General features: G+C 70.6%; 16 protein-coding genes and 2 pseudogenes. 4 read left to right on the plus strand and 14 right to left on the minus strand.

The annotated features are described in order from the left end of the window. Positions 1-16 precede the first annotated feature (16 nt). The 9 genes and pseudogenes from OG510_RS25055 to OG510_RS25095 form a co-directional block, all read right to left on the minus strand. Positions 17-565, minus strand: a complete 549-nt coding sequence (locus OG510_RS25055) for a hypothetical protein (protein ID WP_406139720.1) — start codon at positions 563-565, stop codon at positions 17-19. Positions 566-692: 127 nt separating this feature from the next. Next, the gene (locus tag OG510_RS25060) at positions 693-1,424 is read right to left on the minus strand and encodes an amino acid ABC transporter ATP-binding protein (RefSeq protein ID WP_406139722.1); all 732 of its coding nucleotides are present in this window, start codon (positions 1,422-1,424) and stop codon (positions 693-695) included. Beyond that, positions 1,424-2,920: an ABC transporter substrate-binding protein/permease gene (locus OG510_RS25065; protein WP_406139723.1), complete on the minus strand. Its 1,497-nt coding sequence runs from the start codon at positions 2,918-2,920 to the stop codon at positions 1,424-1,426. Before OG510_RS25065 ends, OG510_RS25060 begins: the two co-directional genes overlap by 1 nt. A 178-nt stretch (positions 2,921-3,098) precedes the next feature. Next, on the minus strand, positions 3,099-3,845 hold the full coding sequence (locus tag OG510_RS25070; protein WP_406139725.1) for an IclR family transcriptional regulator: 747 nt from the start codon (positions 3,843-3,845) through the stop codon (positions 3,099-3,101). Between the two features lie 225 nt (positions 3,846-4,070). Next, positions 4,071-4,253, minus strand: a pseudogene (locus OG510_RS25075) (aminoglycoside 6'-N-acetyltransferase); the annotation flags it as partial. A gap of 85 nt (positions 4,254-4,338) precedes the next feature. Further along, positions 4,339-5,496, minus strand: coding sequence for an acyl-CoA dehydrogenase family protein (locus OG510_RS25080; RefSeq protein ID WP_164267133.1), 1,158 nt, complete (start codon positions 5,494-5,496; stop codon positions 4,339-4,341). 2 nt (positions 5,497-5,498) lie between these two features. Beyond that, positions 5,499-6,443, minus strand: a complete 945-nt coding sequence (locus OG510_RS25085; RefSeq protein ID WP_406139726.1) for a hydroxymethylglutaryl-CoA lyase — start codon at positions 6,441-6,443, stop codon at positions 5,499-5,501. A 122-nt stretch (positions 6,444-6,565) separates the two neighbouring features. Continuing rightward, positions 6,566-8,551, minus strand: a pseudogene (locus tag OG510_RS25090) (biotin carboxylase N-terminal domain-containing protein); the annotation flags it as partial. Positions 8,552-8,598: 47 nt separating this feature from the next. Next, on the minus strand, positions 8,599-10,221 hold the full coding sequence (locus OG510_RS25095; RefSeq protein WP_406139727.1) for a carboxyl transferase domain-containing protein: 1,623 nt from the start codon (positions 10,219-10,221) through the stop codon (positions 8,599-8,601). 127 nt (positions 10,222-10,348) lie between these two features. Between OG510_RS25095 and OG510_RS25100 the strand changes: the two genes are divergently transcribed. From OG510_RS25100 to OG510_RS25110, 3 genes are all read left to right on the plus strand, one after another. Beyond that, positions 10,349-10,975, plus strand: a complete 627-nt coding sequence (locus OG510_RS25100; protein WP_406139728.1) for a TetR/AcrR family transcriptional regulator — start codon at positions 10,349-10,351, stop codon at positions 10,973-10,975. A 147-nt stretch (positions 10,976-11,122) separates the two neighbouring features. Then, on the plus strand, positions 11,123-11,902 hold the full coding sequence (locus tag OG510_RS25105; protein ID WP_406139729.1) for a phosphatase: 780 nt from the start codon (positions 11,123-11,125) through the stop codon (positions 11,900-11,902). Between the two features lie 80 nt (positions 11,903-11,982). Further along, entirely contained in the window at positions 11,983-12,585 is a 603-nt protein-coding gene (locus tag OG510_RS25110) for a hypothetical protein (protein ID WP_406139730.1), read from the plus strand. Between the two features lie 136 nt (positions 12,586-12,721). Here OG510_RS25110 and OG510_RS25115 read toward each other — a convergent pair whose 3' ends face one another. Continuing rightward, positions 12,722-13,594 (minus strand): acyl-CoA thioesterase, encoded by an 873-nt coding sequence (locus OG510_RS25115; protein WP_406139731.1) that lies wholly within the window; start codon positions 13,592-13,594, stop codon positions 12,722-12,724. 41 nt (positions 13,595-13,635) lie between these two features. After that, complete coding sequence (locus OG510_RS25120) at positions 13,636-14,793, minus strand: acyl-CoA dehydrogenase family protein (RefSeq protein ID WP_406139732.1); 1,158 nt, start codon at positions 14,791-14,793, stop codon at positions 13,636-13,638. A gap of 416 nt (positions 14,794-15,209) precedes the next feature. Between OG510_RS25120 and OG510_RS25125 the strand changes: the two genes are divergently transcribed. Beyond that, positions 15,210-16,235, plus strand: a complete 1,026-nt coding sequence (locus tag OG510_RS25125) for an NlpC/P60 family protein (protein WP_406139733.1) — start codon at positions 15,210-15,212, stop codon at positions 16,233-16,235. 124 nt (positions 16,236-16,359) lie between these two features. Here the strand turns inward: OG510_RS25125 and OG510_RS25130 are convergent, their stop codons facing one another. From OG510_RS25130 to OG510_RS25140, 3 genes are all read right to left on the minus strand, one after another. Continuing rightward, the gene (locus OG510_RS25130) at positions 16,360-16,794 is read right to left on the minus strand and encodes a PIN domain-containing protein (protein WP_406139734.1); all 435 of its coding nucleotides are present in this window, start codon (positions 16,792-16,794) and stop codon (positions 16,360-16,362) included. Next, positions 16,791-17,030, minus strand: a complete 240-nt coding sequence (locus OG510_RS25135) for a CopG family transcriptional regulator (RefSeq protein ID WP_406139735.1) — start codon at positions 17,028-17,030, stop codon at positions 16,791-16,793. Before OG510_RS25135 ends, OG510_RS25130 begins: the two co-directional genes overlap by 4 nt. Before the next feature lie 86 nt (positions 17,031-17,116). Then, positions 17,117-18,040: an alpha/beta hydrolase gene (locus tag OG510_RS25140; protein ID WP_406139737.1), complete on the minus strand. Its 924-nt coding sequence runs from the start codon at positions 18,038-18,040 to the stop codon at positions 17,117-17,119. Positions 18,041-18,070 lie beyond the last annotated feature (30 nt).

Here is an 18,070-nt window from a genome sequence, read left to right on the forward strand (position 1 = left end):
GGCTGTTCCGCTTCGGTCAGACGTAGGTGCCGGGACGGGGCGCCGGTGCGGCGGACGGCGATCCGGCGCGGTTGCGGGCCATCAGGAGGCCGCCCCGGGCGACGATCGTACCCAGCCGGACGACGACCTCGCCGAACGCCATCAGGACCAGGGCCACCACCCACGCCTGCCCGCTGGTGATGTCATGGGCGACCGAGAAGTGCGCGAGGTGGGCCTGGCCCGAGGGGTGGCTCGACCAGACGGCGAAGCCCAGCCGGAAGCCCATGCAGATCACCCAGAGCGCAGCGGCGCTCGCGGTGGCCTTGACGCGTACGTGCCCTTCCGCGTAACGGACGCGGGTCAGCAGGCCCGAGACGAGGCCGAAGACGATCCCCACACCGGCGAACAGCGCGATCAGTGGCAGGTCGTTCCCCGCGGTGGGGAAGGAGTCCAGGTAGTTGTAGCCGGTCCAGGCGATGATGCCGAGCGGCAGGAGGACGGTGCGGGCGGTGAGCCGTTCTTCCTTGAGCTGCCGGAAGACGATGAGGAGGAGCAGGATGTCGATGATCCAGTCGGTGAGCGTCATGGCTTCGACTATTCGCTCCGACGCTCCGGATTCCTTCAACCCATGGGTTGACGGGGGGTGGAACCAGGGTTGAGGCGGCCCTCCACCCGGGGCAGGAGAACCCGCCCCGGGACCGTCCCCGGAACCCCTACAGGACCTTCGCCAGGAAGGTCCTGACCCGCTCGTTGTCGTTCCCGTCGGAGAAGAACTCCTCGGGCGGCAGATCCGCCGCGATCCGGCCGCCGTCGATGAAGACGACCCGGTCGGCCACCTTACGGGCGAAGCCCATCTCGTGGGTCACCACGACCATGGTCATGCCGTCCTTGGCGAGGCCCGTCATGACCTCCAGGACGTCCTGGACGACCTCCGGGTCCAGCGCGGACGTCGGCTCGTCGAACAGCATGAGCTGCGGGTCCATCGCCACCGCACGGGCGATGGCGACCCGCTGCTTCTGCCCGCCGGAGAGCCGGTTCGGGTAGATGTCGGCCCGCCCGAGCATGCCCACCCGGTCGAGCAGCGCGCGGCCCCTCTCCTCCGCCTCCGCGCGGCTCCGGCCGAGCACGTTCATCTGCGGCAGGACCACGTTGCGCAGCGCGGTCATGTGCGGGAACAGGTTGAACTGCTGGAACACCATGCCCATACGGGCCCGCAGCTGGTCGAGGTTGGACTCGGTGGCGCTCAGCTCGTCGCCGGAGAACACGACGCGCCCCGAGGTCGGTGTCTCCAGCAGGTTGAGACAGCGCAGGAACGTCGACTTGCCGCCGCCGCTGGGCCCGATGACGGCGACGACCTGTCCCGGCTCGATGGTGAAGTCGATGCCGCGCAGCACTTCATGATCGCCGAACGCCTTGGTGATGCCGTGGGTTTCGAGGAGTGCCATCAGACATACACCGCCATCTTCTTCTCGATTGCATGGGTCGCGAAACCGATGATGTTGGTGAGGATGTAGTAGAGGAGGCCGATGAAGAGGTAGACGGTCAGGGCGTCGAACGTCCTGGATATGACCACCTGGCCGACGAGGAACAGCTCGCTGATCGTGACGAACGACACCAGCGTGGAGTTCTTCGTCAGCGACACGAACTCGTTGCCCAGCGGGGGAAGCATCCGCAGGAACGCCTGCGGCACGACGACATGGCGCATCGCCGACGCGTGGGACATGCCGCAGGACCTGGCGGCCTCGATCTGGCCCCGGTCCACCGACTGCACGGCCCCGCGGAAGATCTCCGTGACGTACGAGCCGCTGTAGAGGCCCAGCGAGAGCACACCCGCGACCATGGGCGGCAGCTGCAGCCCCAGCTGGGGCAGACCGAAGTAGATCAGGAACAGCTGGACGACGAACGGCGTGCCGCGGATCACCGAGACGTAGGCGTTGCCCAGCCAGCGCACCGGAGCGACCCTGCTGAGCTTGGCGAACCCGCCCGTCATACCGAACAGCAGGCTCAGGCACAGCGACATGAGGATCACCTCGATGCTCACCACCAGGCCGTGCCAGATCTGGCCCCAGGAGTCCACGATCGTCTGCGGGTTGAGGAGCGGGTGGCTCTTCGACTTGGTCTTGCTCGCGGCCCCGAACCACTTGTGGGTGAGCTTGCCGTAGGAGCCGTCGCTCTTCATGTCCTTCAGCGCGCCGTTGAACGCGGCGGTCACCGCCGTGTCCGTCTTCGGGAAGGCGTAACCGTAGTCCTCGCCCGTCAGGCGCTTGCCGACCTGCTTGATACCGCCCTGCTGGGCGACGAAGTACTGGCCGGCCGGCGCCCCGGTCACGACGGCCGCGGCCTGGCCCAGCTTCACGGAGGAGAACATCTGCTGGTTGGTCTGCACCGTGACCAGCTTGGCGCGGGGCGCGTTCTCCTTGAGCCACTCGACGGACTTGGTTCCGACCTGTACGGCGACCCGCTTACCCGCGAGGTCGCCGAGTGAGTGGATCGTGTCGTCCTTGTCGGCGGTGAACATCGCGAGCCCGCCCGGGTAGTACACGTCCGAGAAGTCGATGACCTTCGACCGCTCCTTGTTGATGTAGATCCCCGAGGCGCCCATGTCGATCTGGTGGGCCTGCAGCGCCGGGACGATGTTCCCGAACGGCATCTGCGTGAAGGCGACCTTCTTGATGCCCGCCCGCTTGGCGAGCGCCCTGACCAGCTCGATGTCGAAGCCGCCCCGGACGCCCTTGGCGTCGGTGAACTCGAAGGGCGGGAACGTGGCGTCGGTGCCCACGCGCAGTGTGGCCCGGCCCGAGCGGAGCTGGGCGAGCTTCTGGTCCCCCTTGTCCGCCTGCGGTGCGGCGGCGGCGGACGAGGCGCCCGCCAGCAGAAGGAACGACGCGAGGAGCCCGGCCAGAACGGCCGCTCCCCTTCGCCCCACGGGTGCTCTTACCATGTTCCACTCCATTCGGGCCTTGCGTGGTGCACGAGTTCAGGTGACGGGGGTGACGGGGCGGCGCCGCGCGTACGCGTGTGTGTGCGTGGGCGTGTGCGTGGCACCGGGTGGCCGGGCTGTGCGGGCCCGGCCGCGCCCCCCCCCGGTCACCGGTGGGCCGGGGACGGTCGGCGGCCCGTCATGGCTGCGGCTCCTCCAGACGGCCGATGTCCTGCGCCGCGGCATGGGTGAGGGTGAGCAGCGCCTGGTGGTTGCGGCGCCCCCGGAACTCCGGCGCCATGGTGCTGACGGTCCCGGTGAGCTGCCCCTGCCGGTTGAGTACGGGGACGCTGACGCCCCACACGCCCTCGTCGACCGCCCCGGTGCTCATGGCGTACCCGCGGTCGCGGATACGGGGGAGGTCGGCGGTCAGCGCCTCCGCCTCGGCGGGGCCGATCCGGTGCGCCGCGCAGACCTCGGCCACGCGTGCGTCCGGAAGGTGGGCGAGGATCGCCTGAGCGCTCGCACCGAAGGTGAGCGGCTGGCTCAGCCCCGGCGAGAAGCTGCACTTGATCACCCGGGAGCCCTCGGCGGCCTCGACGCACAGGACGTGCTGACCGCTGGGGATCAGGAACGCCGCCAGCTCCTCGGTGTCGGACGCCAGACGGGCCAGCCGGCGCTTCACCTCACCGCCGCCGAGCATCTCGCGCCGGTAGTTGACCGCCATCTGCACGGCGAGCGAGCCCGCGCAGTACCGCCCGCGTGTCCGGGTCGGGCTGACGAGCCCGAGCTGCGTCAGATCGCCCAGATGGCGATAGACCGCACTGACGGGGATGCCGGTGCGGCGGGAGAGGTCCTGGGCGGTCACAGATGCCTGCTCGGCGAGCACGGCCAGGATGGCACCGGTTCTGTGAGCCGGACCCGGAGCGGTCTTTCCGGTAATCACACGGCAGACCTTAGGGGCCAAATCCAGCCACGACGAGACCGTTGTCTCACCCAGTGGGAAGTTGCCTATCAACCAGTGGGAGATGTGCGATGTGACGGAGTTGTCGACTGCTGCTGTGAATTATCGGTGTATGTGCGGATACCTGGCCGGTCGGCTGCCGCGCGATCGGAGACATGGCAGATCAGGCGTCGGACAGGGTCTTTCCGATGCGGCCCGGCGGCTGTTTCAGGCCAGCTCTTCGGCCGGCAGATCCATCGGCAGCCCGTCCTGCCACACAACGGTACGAGGGTCGCGCCCGTACGCGCGCATGGTTCCCACTGGCTTGAACCCGACCTTCGAGTAGTTGCGGATCGCTGCGGTACTGGCGGCGGCCGGATCGATGGTCAGCCGGTGGTGGAAGCGCTGTGCGGTTCGACCCGGCAGGCCGGCGGCAACGAGCCGCGCAGACTGCCGAGTTGAGTCGCGTCCCGGCCGCAGCTAGGAAGGGGAGGGCTCACCCCGTGGGCAGTCCCAGCTCCCGTGCGATCAGCATGCGCTGGACCTCGCTCGTGCCCTCGCCGATCTCCAGGATCTTCGAGTCGCGCCACATCCGCGCCACCGGGTACTCGTTCATGAAGCCGTACCCGCCGTGGATCTGTGTCGCCTCGCGGGCGTTGTCCACCGCCACCGTCGACGAGTACAGCTTCGCCAGCGCCGCCTCCTTCTTGAACGGGTCGCCGCTCACCAGCCGTGATGCCGCGTCGCGCCAGGACACCCGCGCCGTGTGGGCCTTCATCTCCATGTCGGCGATCTTGAACTGGATGGCCTGGTTGGCGCCGATCGGGCGGCCGAACGCGTGCCGCTGCTTCGCGTACGCCACGGACTCGTCCACGCAGCCCTGCGCCAGGCCGGTCGCCAGGGCGGAGATCGCCACCCGGCCCTCGTCGAGGATGCGCAGGAACTGGGCGTAACCGCGGCCCTCTTCGCCGAGCAGGTTCGCCGCGGGGACCCGTACGTCGGAGAACGACAGCTCGCGGGTGTCCGACGCGTTCCAGCCGACCTTGGAGTACGGGGCCGCCACCGTGAACCCCGGGGTGCCCGAGGGGACGATGATCGCGGAGATGCGCGGGCGGCCGTCCGGCTTGCGGCCGGTGACCGCGGTGACCGTGACCAGGCCCGTGATGTCCGTACCCGAGTTGGTGATGAAGCACTTGGAGCCGTTGATCACCCAGTCGTCACCGTCGCGCACCGCGGTGGTCCTGGTGCCGCCGGCGTCCGAGCCGCACTCCGGCTCGGTCAGGCCGAAGGCGCCCAGGATCTCGCCCGAGCACATCCGGGGCAGCCACGTCCGCTTCTGCTCGTCCGTGCCGAACAGGAAGACCGGCATCGCGCCCAGCGAGACGCCCGCCTCCAGGGTGATCGCCACCGACGAGTCGACGCGGGCCAGTTCCTCCAGCGCGATGCCCAGGGCGAGATAGTCGCCGCCCATCCCGCCGTACTCCTCCGGGAACGGCAGCCCGAACAGGCCCATCCGGCCCATCTCGCGGATGATCTCGTACGGGAACTCATGGCGCTCGTAGAAGTCGCCGATCTTGGGGGCGATCACGTCGTGCGCGAACGCCTCGACCGTGCGGCGGAGTTCTTCGTGTTCGGTGCTCAGACGGTGGTCCATGGTTACTGCTCCTGGTGGGAGAGGGCGCGTACGGTGCGGGACGGGCTGGGCCGGCCCAGTTGTCCGGCCATCCACACGCTGGTGGCGGTGAGGCGGCCGAGGTCGACACCGGTCTCGATGCCGAGTCCTTCGAGCATCCAGACGAGGTCTTCGGTGGCGAGATTGCCGGTGGCGGACTTCGCGTACGGGCAGCCGCCGAGCCCGCCCGCCGACGCGTCCACCGTGGTCACGCCGTGCTGGAGGGCGGCCAGGGTGTTGGAGAGCGCCTGGCCGTACGTGTCGTGGAAGTGGACGCCGAGCGTGTCCGTGCCGACGCCCGCCTCGTCGAGCGCGGTGAGCAGGGCCTGGACATGGCCGGGTGTCGCCACGCCGATCGTGTCGCCGAGGCTCAGCTCGTCGCAGCCGAGGTCCAGCAGGCGCCGGGCGACCGTGACCACCCGGTCGACCGGGACCGGGCCCTCCCACGGGTCGCCGAAGCACATCGAGAGATAGCCGCGCACCTGCAGCCCCGCCGCGCGGGCCTTGGCGACGACCGGCGCGAACATGGCGAGCGACTCGTCCACGGTGCGGTTCAGATTGGCCTTGGCGAACGACTCGGTGACGCTGCCGAAGACCGCGATCCGGCGGGCCCCCAGCTCCAGGGCGCGGTCGAGCCCCCGGCCGTTCGGCACCAGGACCGGCAGGTCCACACCCGTGGGGAGGTCGGCGAGCTGCGGGAACAGGCTCTCGGCGTCGGCCAGCTGGGGCACCCAGTCGGGGTGCACGAAGCTGGTCGCCTCGATGGCCGTCAGGCCCGCCCCGGCGAGGCGGTGGATGAACTCCGCCTTGACCTCGGTCGGTACGACCGTCTTCTCGTTCTGCAGCCCGTCGCGCGCGCCGACCTCGTGGATACGGACCCGGGGCGGGAGCCCTTCCGCCGGTACGGGCATGGGCAGGCCGTTGCTCATGAGTCCTCCTGCGGGGTGCCGGGGGCGGGGGTGCCGAGAACGCCGGGGAGGGTGGCGGGGTCTCCTCCGGGGACGCCGGCTGCGGCGCCCGTCAAAAGCTCGGCCGGGACGTCGGCCGGGACGTCGGCCTGGGCGTCGGCCGCAATGCCCGCGGTGCCGTCGGCCGTCGTGTCGGCCGGGGCGCCCGCCGGGGTGACGACCGCCAGTACCTGGTCCATCGCGACCGTCGTGCCCGGGAGCACGTCCAGTTCGGTGACGGTGCCCGCGTGCGGGGCCGTGATCAGATGCTCCATCTTCATCGCCTCGACGACCAACAGGCCCTGGCCCGCCGTCACTTCGTCCCCGGTGGCGACCTTCACCACGGTGACCGTGCCCGGCATCGGCGCGGTGAGCGACCCCACCCCGCCCCGGCCGGCCGCCGCGTCCAGCGTGGTCTGTACGGGGTCGTGGTCCTGGACGTGCCAGGCGTCGCCGTCCCGGCCGAGCCAGTCCCCGGCGCGGTGGAAGGTGTGCACCGTCCCGTCGACCGTGACCGACACGGTGTCCGGGGTGACCCGGCCCGCGCCTTCGGCCTGCACCGCTTCGTGGCCGGGGATCTGGAGCCACTGCCGCACCGGCAGCGCAGCGCCGCCCAGCCGCCAGCCGCTCGGCACCGAGAACGGGTCGGTCCAGCCGCCCGCGTCCGGCTCGGGGGCCAGCCCGGCCCTCCGTACCGCGGCCGCCGCCGTGTACACCTCTGGGGGCACCGTGTCCGGCACCAGACCGTCCGCCTCCCGCTCCACCAGACCGGTGTCCAGCTCGCCCGCGACGACCGCCGGGTGGGCGAGCAGCCGCCGCAGGAAGCCCGCGTTGGTCGGGACGCCCAGCGTGACCGTGCCGGCCAGCGCCGCCCGCAGCTTGCGCAGCGCCGTCGCGCGGTCCGGGCCGTACGCGATGACCTTCGACAGCATCGGGTCGTACCGGCTGCCGACCTCCACGCCCTCACTGAGCCCCGAGTCGGTCCGTACGCCGTGGCCCTGCGGCTCGCGCAGCGCCAGCACCGTGCCACCCGACGGCAGGAAGCCGCGCGACGGGTCCTCCGCGCAGAGCCGCGCCTCGATGGCGTGCCCGGTGAGCGTGATGTCCTGCTGCCCGTACGGCAGCCGCTCACCGGAGGCGACCCGCAGCTGCCACTCCACCAGGTCGAGGCCGGTGATCAGCTCGGTCACCGGGTGCTCGACCTGGAGGCGGGTGTTCATCTCCATGAAGTAGTACGAGGACGGGTCGGAGCCGGGGACGATGAACTCCACCGTGCCCGCGCCCGTGTATCCGCAGCTGCGCGCCGCCTGGACGGCCGCCTCGCCCATCGCGGACCTGGTCGCCTCGTCCAGCAGGACCGAGGGCGCCTCCTCGATGATCTTCTGGTGGCGGCGCTGGAGCGAGCACTCGCGCTCACCGAGGTGCACCACGTTCCCGTGGGCGTCCGCGAGGACCTGGATCTCGATATGGCGCGGGCGGTCGATCCACCGCTCCACCAGCAGGGTGTCGTCACCGAACGAGGAGCGCGCCTCGCGCCGGGCCGACGCGATCTCGTCGGCGAGCAGCGCTTCGTCGCGGACCAGACGCATGCCCTTGCCGCCGCCGCCCGCCGACGGCTTCAGCAGCACGGGCATGCCGATCTCCCGTGCGGAAGCGGCCAGTTCGGCGTCCGAGAGGCCGCTGCCCGATGAGCCGGGGACCACCGGGACGCCCGCGGCACGCACGGTGGCCTTGGCGCGGATCTTGTCGCCCATCAGGGAGATCGCGGTGGCGGGCGGTCCGATGAAGACCAGGCCCGCGTCGGCGCACGCCTGCGCGAACTCCGCGTTCTCGGCGAGGAACCCGTACCCGGGATGGACCGCCTGCGCGCCGGAGCGCGCCGCCGCGTCGAGCAGCCGCTCCACCGACAGATAGCTCTCGGCGGCGGGCGCGGGACCGAGCCTGACCGCGGTGTCGGCCTCCCGTACGTGCCGGGCGTCCGCGTCCGCGTCGCTGTAGACGGCGACCGAGCGGATGCCCAGCTCCCGCAGCGTGCGGATGACGCGTACGGCGATCTCGCCACGGTTGGCGATCAGAACGCTGTCGAACATGTCCACCCTCATCAGATCCGCGACCTTCATCACATCGGCCATCCCCGTCACATCCGGAAGACGCCGTAGCCGGGCGCTGTCCGGTCCTTCGCGGGCAGCGGCGCGTTGGCGCAGGCGGTCAGCGCAAGGCCGACGACCTGGCGGGTCTCCAGCGGGTCGATCACGCCGTCGTCCCAGAGCCTGGCCGTCGCGTAGTAGGCGTTCCCCTGCTCCTCGTACTGCGCGCGGACCGGCGCCTTGAACGCCTCCTCGTCCTCGGCGCTCCAGTCGTCGCCCAGCTGGTCGCGCTTGACCGTGGCCAGGACGGAGGCGGCCTGTTCGCCGCCCATCACGGAGATCTTGGCGTTCGGCCACATCCACAGGAAGCGCGGCGAGTAGGCCCGGCCGCACATCGAGTAGTTCCCCGCGCCGTACGACCCGCCGACGACCACCGTCAGCTTCGGCACCCGGGTGCAGGCCACCGCCGTGACCATCTTGGCGCCGTGCTTGGCGATCCCGCCCGCCTCGTAGTCCCGGCCGACCATGAAGCCGGAGATGTTCTGGAGGAAGAGCAGCGGGATGCCGCGCTGGTCGCACAGCTCGATGAAGTGCGCGCCCTTCTGGGCGGATTCGGAGAACAGGATGCCGTTGTTGGCGACGATGCCGACCGGGTGGCCGTGGATCCGGGCGAAGCCGGTGATCAGCGTCGTCCCGAACTCCGCCTTGAACTCCGCGAACCTGGAGCCGTCCGTGACGCGCGCGATCACCTCGCGTACGTCGTAGGGCGTACGCGAGTCGACCGGCACCGCGCCGTAAAGACCGGCCGGATCCACCTTCGGCTCCTCCACCGGCTCCACCGGCCAGGGGAGCGGGGTGCGCGCGGGCAGGGTGGAGACGATGGTCCTGACGATGCGCAGCGCGTGCGCGTCGTCCTCCGCGAGGTGGTCGGTGACCCCGGAGGTCCGCGCGTGCACCTCGCCGCCGCCCAGCTCCTCGGCCGTGACGACCTCGCCGGTCGCGGCCTTCACCAGCGGCGGGCCGCCCAGGAAGATCGTGCCCTGGTTGCGGACGATCACCGCTTCGTCGCTCATCGCCGGGACGTACGCACCGCCCGCCGTGCAGGAGCCCAGCACGGCGGCGATCTGCGGGATGCCGGCGCCCGACATCCGGGCCTGGTTGTAGAAGATCCGGCCGAAGTGGTCGCGGTCGGGGAAGACCTCGTCCTGCATCGGCAGGAAGGCGCCGCCCGAGTCGACCAGGTACACGCACGGCAGCCGGTTCTCCAGGGCCACCTCCTGGGCGCGCAGATGCTTCTTCACGGTCATCGGGTAGTACGTGCCGCCCTTGACGGTGGCGTCATTGGCGACCACGACCACCTCGCGTCCGCTCACCCGGCCGATCCCGGCGATGACCCCGGCGGCGGGCGCCGACCCGCCGTACATGCCTTCGGCGGCCAGCGGCGCCAGCTCCAGGAAGGGCGAGCCCGGGTCCAGGAGGGTGTCGACGCGGTCGCGCGGCAGCAGCTTCCCGCGCGCCACATGGCGGGCCCGGGACTTCTCGCCGCCGCCGAGGCGCGCGGCGGCCAGCCTGGTCCGCAGCTCGGTGGCGAGCACGCCGTGCGCCGCTTCGTTGGCCTGCCAGGCCCCCGAAGCGGGATCGGCCGTGCTCGTCAGGACTGGTGCCTGCTGCATCGGTCGGGTCCCCTCTGCTCTGCTCCGTCGTGGTTCTCGACCATCCCTACCCGGTCCGGGCGGTTAGTGATCGTTAACACCTGCGGTCAGGTTAACGCTCGCTAACCCCGCTGTCTAGAATGGAGCCATGAGCACCAGGACGGACGCCCCGACGCGGCGCGAGCAGATCCTCAAGGAAGCGGCGCGCCTCTTCGCCGAGCGCGGTTTCCACGGCGTCGGCGTCGACGAGATAGGCGCGGCGGTGGGCATCAGCGGCCCCGGCCTCTACCGCCACTTCGCGGGCAAGGACGCGATGCTCGCCGAACTGCTCGTCGGGATCAGCGAGCGGCTCCTCGACGGCGGCCGGACACGGGCGGAGAGCGCCGTGGGCGGCCCGGCGGCGGTACTGGCCTCGCTGATCGACGGGCACATCGACTTCGCGCTCGACGACCGCCCGCTGATCACCGTCCACGACCGGGAGCTGGACCGGCTGCGCGACAGCGACCGCAAGGCGGTCCGCAGGCTCCAGCGGCAGTACGTCGAGCTGTGGGTCACCGTCGTACGCGAGCTGTACCCGCGCACCCCCGAGCAGGAGGCCAGGGCGGCCGTGCACGCGGTCTTCGGCCTGCTGAACTCGACCCCGCACCTGGGCACCGGCGGCCTCCCGGGCCGGACCGCCACCGGCGCCCTGCTGCGCCGCCTGGCGCACGGCGCGTTCGCGGCGCTGGACGGGGCGGCGGGCGCGGCAGCGGACGGGACAGCGGTGGGCGGCTGACGGGGGCGCCGGTGGCCGGCTGAGGGGGCTGCGGTGGCCGGCCGGCGGGGCTGCGGTGGCCCGCCGGCGTACGGGCGTGCGACGGTGTGGGCCCTGCGCCGCCGGTACCGGACTGACGGCGACGGGGCCTGGCGGCACAATGGGCTCATGCCGATACCCAGCCGCGCCGAACTCGTCGACCATCTGGTCCGCACCCGGATCGCCGGAAACGTAGCCACGCCCCGCGACAACAACCTCTCGCACTACCGCAAGCTCTCCAACGGCGACCGGCACTTCTGGCTGGGGCTCGAACTCGGTGACCGCTGGGTGGACGAGCAGGACGTGCTCGCCGTGATGGCCGAGCGCTGCGGTGTCAACGACGACCCGCAGCACCGGCACGGCCAGGACACCATCGACCCGGAGCTGACGGTCGACGCCCTGGACCGGATGGCGGCCCGGCTGCGGAAGGCCGCCGATGGCAGCGAGAGCGTGCTGTTCGCCACCGGGCACCCGGGCGGGCTGCTCGACGTGCACCGGGCCACCGCGGACGCGCTGCGGGCGGCGGGCTGCGAGATCGTACGGATCCCGGGCGGGCTCAGCGCCGACGAGGGCATGGTCTTCCAGTTCGCCGACGTGGCGATGCTGGAGCGCGGCGCGACACTGTGGCACACCCACTCGCCCGAGCCGATGCGGGCGATCCTCGACGGCCTGGAGCGCGCGGGCAGGCCGCTGCCCGACCTGGTCGTCGCCGACCACGGCTGGGCGGGCTGCGCGGGCCAGCGCGGACTGGACTCGATCGGCTACGCGGACTGCAACGACCCGGCACTCTTCCTGGCGGAGGCCGAGGGCACGCTCCAGGTCACGGTCCCGCTCGACGACCACGTCACGGACCCGCGCTTCTACGACCCGATGACGGCGTACCTGCTGGACGCGGCGGGGCTGGGCTGACCGCCGCATTGCCGACACCTCGCGGCCCTCGCTAAGTTGTCGGTGTTCGTACACGAGGGCGCGCACGGGGGTGGCACGGAATGTCCGGTTACACGTATGCCATGTTCATCGCGGTGGCCGCGATCGTCTGCGCGCTGATCGACGGGGTGCGCCTGTGGCGGCTGGCGTCGGCCGGGGGCGGCGCGGACAGCGACAAGGTGGTCGTGTTCGGCGTGATCCGCGTCGCCGGATGCACCGTACTCGGGCTGGTCCTGGCGGTCATGTACTGGCGGGGCGCGGACGACGGGCGGTGGAGCGGTGACAAGGTGCTGCACGAGACCCAGAAGATCGCGGCGGACATCGAGGACGGACCCGCGCCGACGGAGTCCCCCATCGAGGAAGGGCAGCCGGACCAGGGCGTCTTCACCACCTTGGTCGACAACGAGACGGAGTCCGTCGTCAGGGGGTCGGGCCTCGCACTGAGCGCCCGTTCGGTGCCGCCGCCGGAGGGCGCTGTGGACAGTTACGTGATCACCGGCACCAAGCCCGGCCAGGACGGTTCGGCGGAGCCCACGAAGTCACAGGCGTGCCTGGTGTTCGTCTCGGCGGCACGCGTGCCGGACGACCTGCCCAGCGGGGCGCCGGACGCCGCCCGCGTCCCGCAGTACAAGGTCAGTACGAAGGTCACCGCAGGTCACTGCTGAGCCGCCGCGGACCGCGCGCACCGGCGGCGGCCCGGCCGTCCCGTCACCGGGGGGACGGCCGAGCCGCCATCGCGGGGTACAGCCGTCCCGTCATCGCGGGTACAGCCGATCCGTCACCGGGGGTACAGCCGATCCGTCACCGTGGTACGCGGATCACGCCCTCCTGGATCACCGTGACCGCCAGCTGTCCGTCCTGGGTGTAGATGCGGGCCTGGCCGAGGCCGCGGCCGCCGGACGACGACGGGGACTCCTGGTCGTACAGCAGCCACTCGTCGGCCCGGAACGGGCGGTGGAACCACATCGCGTGGTCCAGGCTCGCGCCCACCACGTCGCCGACCGCCCAGCCGCCGCGCCCGTGCGCGAGCAGCACCGAGTCGAGCAGCGTCATGTCGGAGACGTACGTCGCCAGGCAGACATGCAGCAGCGGGTCGTCCGCCAGCTTTCCGTCCGTGCGGAACCAGACCTGCGAGCGCGGCTCGCGCGGGGTGCCGACGCTGCCGAACGGCGGGGCGTCCACGTACCGCAGATCGACCGCGGCCCGTGCCTCGATCAGCCGGTCCACGACCCCCGGCTCCAGGAAGCGGTCCGCGTACCCGGGCAGCATCTCGGCCGCCGTCGGCAATGTCTCCGGGTCGGGTGCGTCCGGCATGGCCGTCTGGTGGTCGAGGCCCTCCTCGTACGTCTGGAACGACGCCGAGAGGTGGAAGATCGGCTGCCCGTGCTGGACGGCGACGACCCGGCGCGTGGTGAAGGAGCGGCCGTCCCGGATGCGGTCGACCGTGTACACGATCGGCGCGCCCGGGTCGCCGGGGCGCAGGAAGTACGCGTGCAGCGAGTGGGCAGTCCGGTCGCCGGGCACGGTGCGCCCGGCGGCGACCAGGGCCTGGGCGGCGACCTGGCCGCCGAAGACGCGCGGCACGACGGCCGAGCGGCTCAGACCGCGGAAGATGTCCTGCTCGATCCGCTCCAGATCGAGCAGATCGAGCAGGGACTCAAGTGCCTGGTTCATGAGGCCATTTCTACAAGATGTTTCAGCGGTGTCCTGTACCGCTACAGACCCATGCTCTTGGCGATGATCATCTTCATGACCTCGCTGGTGCCGCCGTAGATCCGGTTGACCCGGTTGTCGGCGTACAGGCGGGCGATCGGGTACTCGTTCATGTAGCCGTAACCGCCGTGCAGCTGGAGGCACTTGTCGATCACGCGGTGGGCGACCTCGGTGGTGAAGAGCTTCGCGGACGCGGCCTCGGCCGCCGACAGCTCGCCCAGGTCGTGGGCCTCCAGGGCGCGGTCGCAGACGGCCTCGGCCGCGTCGACCTCGGCCTTGCAGGCGGCCAGCTCGAACTTGGTGTTCTGGAAGGACGCGACCGTCTTGCCGAAGACCGTGCGGTCCTGCACGTACTCCTGGGCGAACCTGACGGCGGCGGCGGCCTGCGCGTACGCACCCACCGCGATGCCCAGACGCTCCTGCGGGAGGTTCTGGCCGAGGTAGGAGAAGCCCTTGTTCTCCTCGCCGAGCAGATCGGCGACCGGCACCTTCACGTCGGTGAAGGACAGCTCGGCGGTGTCGGAGGTCTTCAGCCCGAGCTTGTCGAGCTTGCGGCCGACCGCGTACCCCTCGGACTTGGTGTCGACGACGAGCAGCGATATGCCGTGCCTGCGGTCCTCGGGGGTCGGGGCCGCCGTGCGGGCGCAGACGATCACGCGGTCGGCGTGCACACCGCCGGTGATGAAGGTCTTGGCGCCGTTGAGCACGTAGTGCGTGCCGTCGTCCGAGAGCTTGGCGGTCGTCTTCATCCCGGCCAGGTCGGAGCCGGTGCCCGGCTCGGTCATGGCGATGGCGTACATCGCGGCGCCGCTGACGAAGTCGGGCAGCCAGCGCTTCTTCTGCTCGTCGGTCGCGTACGCCTTCAGATACGGCAGACAGAGCGCGACGTGCACACCGGAACCGCCGAAGGAGACACCGGCGCGGGCGCACTCCTCGGAGATGATCGCCTGGAACTTGAAGGACTCCTCGCTCGCGCCGCCGAACTCCTCGGGCACCTCGATGCCGAAGACGCCCAGCTCACCGAGCTTGTAGTAGAACTCGCGGGGCGCCTGGCCCGCGGCCAGCCACTCGTCGTACACGGGCACGACCTCGGCCTCGATGAAGGCCCGGATGGTGTCCCGGAACGCCTCGTGGTCCTCGTTGTAGACGGTACGGCGCACGGAAGGCTCCTCTGCGGTTCAGGCGTGGCCCCGGGCCTGGTGGGCTCCGGTCGGCCGCTTCTGCTAAGCGCTTGCTCAGTCGAAGTTACCGGGAGGTCACCGGAGCTGTCCAGGGTGAGCCTGCGCACGCCCGCCCGGGCCGGGCCGTCACCACGGGCGGCCACCACGCGCGGTCAAGTCGCCACTACGCGCCGTGCGGTGTGAGTAAAGAAGTACGTCGTGTGGAGAGTTTCTTCCTGTGAAGGCTGTGATGGTCACGAGATGGTCACTAGGTTGGGCATCGAACCTTCGCGCGATCGATCACCCAATCGGGGTGGCAGCGAAGGCACCGCCGAGTCCGTGATGTGCACGGAGCCGGGGATTCACTTCCCCCCACAGCCCGGTAGGCGGCTCTGAGGAAGAAGGAGCTCGCCTTCGTGGCGTCCCACCGTCGTCCCAAGCAGCCGAGCCGCGCCCGCGTGACCGTGCTCACCGCGACCGCCGCTGCCGCCGTGGCCCTCACCTCCCAGGCGGCCCAGGCCGACCCCAAGCCGGCCAAGAGCGAGGTGAAGGCGAAGGTCGACAAGCTCTACGACGAGGCCGAGGTGGCCACCGAGCAGTACAACGGTGCCAAGGAACAGCAGGAGAAGCTGGAGAAGCAGACCGACGCGCTGCAGGACAGGGTGGCCCGTGGTCAGCAGGAGCTCAACACCCTGCGCGCCGGCCTCGGTTCGATCGCCGCCTCGCAGTACCGCGACGGAGGGATCGACCCCTCGGTGCAGCTCTTCCTCGCCTCGGACCCGGACACCTTCCTCGACAAGGCCACCGCGCTCGACCAGTTGACGGCCAGGCAGGCCGAGTCCCTGGCGAAGATCCAGAAGAAGCAGCGGGTCCTCGCGCAGGAACGTACCGAGGCCCAGGGCAAGTTGCACGACCTCGCGGACGTCCGCAAGAAGCTCGGCGAGAAGAAGAAGCAGCAGCAGGGCAAGCTCGCCGAGGCTCGGAAGGTGCTCAACACCCTGACCGCCGCCGAGCGTACGAAGATGCGCGCCGACGACACGCGCGCCAGCCGCGACGCGGGCGAGCGGGTCGACCTCGGCCACGAGGCCCCCGCGTCGGCCCTCGGCGCCGCCGCTCTCCAGGCCGCGGCGACCCGGGTGGGCAAGCCGTACGTCCGCAGCGCCACCGGCCCCAACGCGTTCGACTGCTCGGGCCTGACCCAGTGGGCCTACGGCCAGGCCGGCGCCCAGATCACCCGCACCACGTACACCCAGATCAACGAGGGCACCCGCATCTCCCGCGGCCAGCTCAAGCCGGGCGACCTGGTCTTCTTCAACAACACCCAGCACGTGGGGCTCTACGCGGGCAACAACACGGTGCTGCACGCCCCGTATCCGGGCGCCTATGTCCGCTACGAGTCGATGAACACCATCGGCGGGTTCCAGGCGGCGGTGCGGATCTGACCGCAGAGCGGACGGCTGAGCCGCGCACGGTCAGCGGGGCAGGATTCCGTCCTTGAGCGCGGTGACGAAGGAGGCCCACCCGGCCCTGGTGAAGACCAGGGCCCGGCCGTGGCGCCGTGCTGCTTCAGAGGTCGTCGGGCAGCACGCGGAAAGCCCGGTGACCGGTCAGCGGTCGTACGGCCCTGAAATCTCTGCGGTCCAGAGTCAGAACGCAGTCGGTCTCATATGCCTCGGCCAGCACGACGTTCACCGCGTCGGCGAGATCCAGCGTCAGTGCGTCGTAGCGGTTCTGGATCCCCCGCGCCTTGCGCAACGTCTCGGCGGATACCTCGGGAATGAGTACGCGAAGTGTGCGCTCCTGCCCGAGCAGCCAGTCGTTCACCGAATGCGCTGCGCGCCTGTTCACGTTCCGGGTTGTGATGTGTTCGATCTCCATGAGGACGAGAGGGGACACCACCGTCGTCGACGCGTTCCGCAGTGCCGTGCGAGCCGCTTCGTGTTCCGGATCCGATGTGTTGAGGGCGGCCACCAGGCCAGAGGTGTCACCGATGACGATCAACGCTTGTCCGCCACCCCGTCGCCTACTGCCTTGTCGATGTCCTCGGCCGAGACGGGGCCGCCGAAGTCGAGACTCGGAATGTCCCAGTCGTCATCCCAGCGCCGGGACCGCAGTGCCGCGATGTGGAACGCCTCGCGGAAGTACTCAGCCTCGGGCCTGCCTTCGCGCTCAGCGGCTTCCTTGACGGCACGAAGGTCTTCCTCCTCGACCATGACCGTCGTCTTCTTGAGTGCCATGTGGTTATGGTACCCCCGCCATAACTATGGCGCTGAGCAGCAGCTGAACCAATGCGGCGAGTCAATCGCTCGTCCGGCTGGAGGCTTCAACTCGCTGACGTGTGCGCTGTGGCCGTGGTGCGTATGTGCTGACCGAGGAAGAGGGCCGCGCGGTCCAGTGCCTCGTCGGCCTCGTCCAGGGCGCCGGCGAGCGACTGGAACACGTGCGGCACATCGGCCGTGATGTCCAGGATGACGTCCACTCCGGCTGCCTTCGCGCGTGCGGCCAGGCGCGTGGAGTCGTCCAGCAGGATCTCGTTGGTACCCACCTGGACGAGCATCGGGGGGAAGCCGGTCAGGTCGGCGAGTACGGCCGGGCTGAGCAGGGGCTGGTGCGGGTCCTGCCCGGCGAGGTACATGGCTCCGGTGTGTCCCACGGACTCGCGGGTGAGGATCGGGTCGACGCCTTCCTTGGTGTCCATGCTCTCGCCCGTGCGGGTGGCGTCGACGCCGGCGGAGAACGTCACGATGGCGGCGGGCAGCGGGAGTCCGGCATCCCGCGCGGCCAGGCAGGTCGTGACGGCGAGGCCACCGCCGGCCGAGTCCCCGGCGAACGCGACGGCCGAGGGGTCCTGACCGCTGTCGAGGAGGGCCCGGTAGGCGCTCAGCGTGTCTTCGATCGCGGCCGGGAACGGGTGCTCGGGGGCGAGCCGGTAGTCCACCGAATACGCCCCGAAGCCGGTCCTGGCCACGAGGTGCCCCGTCAGGGGCAGCGCGCTTTCGGGGGAGCCGTACACCCAGCCGCCGCCGTGGAAGTACAGGATCGTCCCTGCCCGCGGCCCGTGTTCCGGCTCGACACGCAGCGCGGGCCGGTCGCCGAGAGCTGTCCGTGCGGTGCGGATGCCGTCGGGCACGGTCATCCGGGCCATCAGTGCCTCGAATCCGGCTCGGAGCTCCTGCACCGACCGGGGGGCCTCGCGTCGCGGCTGCCGCAGTATTGCGTCGACCCGTGCGCGCTGTTCCTTGCTCATCTTCGTACTCCCGCCGTAAGTAACTTCCAC

This window comes from Streptomyces sp. NBC_01089 (assembly GCF_045162975.1).
GTDB lineage: Bacteria > Actinomycetota > Actinomycetes > Streptomycetales > Streptomycetaceae > Streptomyces.

Bases quoted from the DNA above. Each gene is read 5' to 3' on its own strand.
- OG510_RS25055 (WP_406139720.1), bottom strand. From the start codon at position 565: ATGACGCTCACCGACTGGATCATCGACATCCTGCTCCTCCTCATCGTC.
- OG510_RS25060 (WP_406139722.1), bottom strand. From the start codon at position 1,424: ATGGCACTCCTCGAAACCCACGGCATCACCAAGGCGTTCGGCGATCAT.
- OG510_RS25065 (WP_406139723.1), bottom strand. From the start codon at position 2,920: ATGGTAAGAGCACCCGTGGGGCGAAGGGGAGCGGCCGTTCTGGCCGGG.
- OG510_RS25080 (WP_164267133.1), bottom strand. From the start codon at position 5,496: ATGGACCACCGTCTGAGCACCGAACACGAAGAACTCCGCCGCACGGTC.
- OG510_RS25085 (WP_406139726.1), bottom strand. From the start codon at position 6,443: ATGAGCAACGGCCTGCCCATGCCCGTACCGGCGGAAGGGCTCCCGCCC.
- OG510_RS25095 (WP_406139727.1), bottom strand. From the start codon at position 10,221: ATGCAGCAGGCACCAGTCCTGACGAGCACGGCCGATCCCGCTTCGGGG.
- OG510_RS25100 (WP_406139728.1), top strand. From the start codon at position 10,349: ATGAGCACCAGGACGGACGCCCCGACGCGGCGCGAGCAGATCCTCAAG.
- OG510_RS25105 (WP_406139729.1), top strand. From the start codon at position 11,123: ATGCCGATACCCAGCCGCGCCGAACTCGTCGACCATCTGGTCCGCACC.
- OG510_RS25110 (WP_406139730.1), top strand. From the start codon at position 11,983: ATGTCCGGTTACACGTATGCCATGTTCATCGCGGTGGCCGCGATCGTC.
- OG510_RS25115 (WP_406139731.1), bottom strand. From the start codon at position 13,594: ATGAACCAGGCACTTGAGTCCCTGCTCGATCTGCTCGATCTGGAGCGG.
- OG510_RS25135 (WP_406139735.1), bottom strand. From the start codon at position 17,030: ATGGCACTCAAGAAGACGACGGTCATGGTCGAGGAGGAAGACCTTCGT.
- OG510_RS25140 (WP_406139737.1), bottom strand. From the start codon at position 18,040: ATGAGCAAGGAACAGCGCGCACGGGTCGACGCAATACTGCGGCAGCCG.